The organism is Luteitalea sp. (assembly GCF_044337415.1).
In the GTDB taxonomy this organism is placed as follows: Bacteria; Acidobacteriota; Vicinamibacteria; order Vicinamibacterales; family Vicinamibacteraceae; genus Luteitalea.
This window is the reverse complement of the sequence record NZ_JBIINP010000338.1, coordinates 1-3367: the sequence shown is the minus strand read 5'-3', so window position 1 is coordinate 3367 and position 3367 is coordinate 1. Positions and strand designations below refer to the sequence as shown.

3 protein-coding genes are annotated in these 3367 nt (G+C 72.6%); all 3 read right to left on the bottom strand.

The window, feature by feature from the left end:
• Positions 1–5 precede the first annotated feature (5 nt).
• Positions 6–1331 carry a Gfo/Idh/MocA family protein gene (locus tag ACIRDX_RS21955; protein WP_396627553.1) on the bottom strand — a complete coding sequence of 442 codons (1326 nt, stop codon included), beginning with the start codon at positions 1329–1331 and terminating at the stop codon, positions 6–8.
• A 130-nt stretch (positions 1332–1461) separates the two neighbouring features.
• Positions 1462–1923 carry a hypothetical protein gene (locus tag ACIRDX_RS21950; protein WP_396627552.1) on the bottom strand — a complete coding sequence of 154 codons (462 nt, stop codon included), beginning with the start codon at positions 1921–1923 and terminating at the stop codon, positions 1462–1464.
• On the bottom strand, positions 1913–3367 hold a 1455-nt coding region (locus ACIRDX_RS21945; RefSeq protein ID WP_396627551.1), incomplete at its 5' end, for an amidohydrolase. The genes ACIRDX_RS21945 and ACIRDX_RS21950, both read right to left, overlap by 11 nt.

The following is a 3367-nucleotide window of genomic DNA, read 5'->3' as shown; positions in this document are numbered from 1 at the left end:
GCCGCCTACAGCCGCTCGAGCAGGAACGGCTTGCGGAACGACCGGCGGAGCATGGCGTTCGGTGCCTTGTGACTGGTCACCTGCATGGTGGCCGGGTCGTAGGCCAGCGTCTCGTTGGGGAAGTGCTCGGCGACGCTGCCCAGCAGCACGGCCTCGGTGACCAGCGACGCATAGTCGAAGCCCGCCGAACAGGTCGTGCCCGGTCCCTTGAGCACGGCGTCGAGGAACTCGTGGTAGTGGTTCCGTTCGGCGACGGTCGGCACCGTGCGTCCCGCGAACTTGTCGGCGGGCAACAGCACCGGCGCGCCGATGTGGGGCAGCAGGATCGCGCCCTCCGTGCCCATGATGACCACGCCCGAGCCGGGCAGCTTGCCACCGGCTGCGTCAGCGACGGCCTGCGGCGGTCGCGTGGCGCCGTCGTACCACCAGAAGTCGAGCGTGCTGCCGGCCGTGAGCGACGTCCCCGGGAACACGAACTTGATCCGGGCGTCGATGGGCCAGTTGCCGTGCACCGAGCCCGGTCCGTACGAGGTGACCGATGTGGGCAGGTACAGGTTCACGCCGCGGATCGGCGTGCTGAAGATGTGGCACCCCATGTCGCCCAGCGTGCCCGTGCCGAAGCCGACGCGCTTGCGCCAGTTGCCGGGGTGATACACGTCCTTCTTGTACGGACGCTTCTCGCTCACGCCCAGCCAGAAGTCCCAGTTGAGCGACTCGGGCACCGGATCGGCGCCGGCGGGGATGGGGTTCATGTCGCCCCAGGTCTTGTCGCAGAACGTGTGGACCTCGGTGACCTTGCCGATCACGCCGTGCCGGATCATGGCCTCGGTGGCCAGCTGCGTCGGGTGCGAGGAGATCTGGATCCCCATCTGCGACACCAGCTTGCGCTCCCGCGCGGTGGCAGCGAGCAGGCGCGTCTCGTGCACGGTGGTGGCCAGCGGCTTCTGCACGTACACGTGCTTGCCGTACGACATCGCCGCCATCGCGATCGGCGCGTGCATGTGGTCGGGCGTCGAGACGTTCACCGAGTCGAGGCCCTCGTGTTCCTTCACGAGCAGCTCGCGCCAGTCCTGGTAGACCTTGACGTTGGGGAAGAGCTTCTTCACCTGTTCGGTGCGCGCCAGGTCGGCGTCGGCGACGGCGACCAGGTCGAAGGCCGGATGGCTCGAGAAGCTGCGGATGTCGGCCAAGGCCATCCCCGAGGCCCCGAAGCTGGCGTGGCGCACCTTGCGTCCCGCCTGCGCCTGCGCCATCCCGGCGGCCAGGGGGACGGCGGCCGATGCGGCGGCGAGTTCATGCAGGAAGCGGCGGCGACTGACAGGAGACGACATCGGCAACGATCCTCCGGGAGCTGGAGGGCCGCCACGCGCGGCCCAGCGCCATAGTTTACGGTGTCAGCGCCGCAGCGCGGGCGGCGTTTGCAGGCGCCGTCGTCCGGCCGCGGCGGTTGGGCGCCCGGATCTACCTGAGGGGGGTGCGCAGCAGGGGCAGGCCGCAGCACGCCGCAGCGCACAGGTTGGCCACGAGGCTGCCGGCCAGCACGCCGGCCGGCGCGGCCACGGGCGGCAGCCAGCCGAGCGCGTGGCCGAGGTCCAGGCACGCACGCGCCAGGAAGGCGGCGCCCAGCCACGACAGGGCGGCCCGGGGATCCCGGACGAGGGTCATGAGGGCGAGGCCACAGGCCAGCACCGCGCAGGCCATGTCCAGCGCCGCCACCGGCCCGGCGGCCGAGGCACCCATCCCCGCCAGGAACGCCGCCGAGAAGGCGAGCAGCACGGCGGCCGCCTGCGCGAGCCGCAGCTCGGCGACGACCCGATGGGGCGCGTGACCCGGGATGCGGATCGTCTGGATGGTCAGGACGGCGAGCGCGAGGACCAGCGTCGCCGCCCCGGCCAGCAGGGCGCGCGTCGCTTCAGAGGCCATCGCGGAACGTCACGCGGCCGCCCCGCACCGTCACGACCGGGCGCGCCTCGAGGATGCGTGCCGGTGCGACCTGCATGATGTCGTCCGACAGGACCAGCAGGTCGGCCAGCATGCCGGGCCGCAGCGTCCCGAGTTCCTGCTCGAGGTGCGCCGCGTAGGCGGCTCCGGCCGTGAACGCGTGCAGGGCCTCGGCGCGGGACAGTCGCTGATCGGGCAGCCAGCCGTCGGGCGGCTGCCCCTGCCGATCCTGTCGCGTGATCGCCGCGTGGAAGCCGTACATCGGGTTGGGTTCCTCGACCGGGAAGTCCGATCCGTTGGCCAGGCGCGCGCCGGCGCGCTTCAGCGACTGCCACGCATACCCACCGGCGCGGGTCCGCGCCTCGCCGAGGCGACGGGCGGCCCACGGCATGTCCGACGTCGCGTGCGTCGTCTGGATCGACGCGATCACGTCGAGGGCCGCGACGCGCGGGATGTCGCTCGGGCGGAGGATCTGCGCGTGCTCGTTGCGCATGCGCAGCGCACGGCTCCCCGGGACCTCCTGCTGGAGGCGCTCGAACAGGTCGAGCACGGCGGTGTTGGCCCGATCGCCGATCGCGTGGATGCACGGCTGGTATCCGGCCTTCACCGATGCCAGCGCCTGCGCGTGCAGTTGCTCGGGTGAGGTCACGAGCAACCCCCGCGTGGTGGGCTCGTCGCTGTAGGGTTCGTGCAACGCCGCGCCTCGCGAGCCCAGCGCGCCATCGGCCACGAGCTTGACGGCTCGCACGGTGAGCAGGTGCCCGGCATGCCCCAGGACCGGGGCCGGCAGGGCTTCGCCCGCCCGGGGCGGCCGGAGCATCACGTACAGCCGAGTCTTCAAGCGGCCGTCGTCGGCGGCTGAGCGGTACATCGCCGCGTCGGCCCACTCCACCCCGGCGTCGTGCACCATCGTCAGGCCGAGCCGGGCGAGCAGGTCGTCGGCCAACTGGAGACGCTCACGCCGCGTGGCCAGGCTCGGCGCGGGGATACGGCGGGATACCAGTCCCTGCGCCGTGTCGACGAGCACCCCTGTCGGCGCGCCGGCGGCATCGCGGATCACGCGTCCGCCGGGTGGGTCGGCCACCGAGGCATCGACACCCGCGGCGGCGAGGGCTGCGCGATTGACCCAGGCGGCGTGGCCATCGACGCGCGACAGGAACACGGGGTGATCGGGCGCGACCGCGTCGAGCACGGCCGCCGTCGGCCACGCCGTGTCGGCCCAGTCGTTCTGGTCCCAGCCGCGGCCCTGGATCCACTGCCCCTTGGGCAGCGCCGCCGCGCGAGCACGCACCTGCGCCGCGATGGCGGCGGCACTGGTCGTGCCGCGCAGGTCCAGTTCCTGCAGGCTCTGCCCGAGTCCCAGGACGTGGCCGTGCGCGTCGTGCAGGCCGGGGATGACCGCGCGCCCGCCGGCGTCGATCACCGC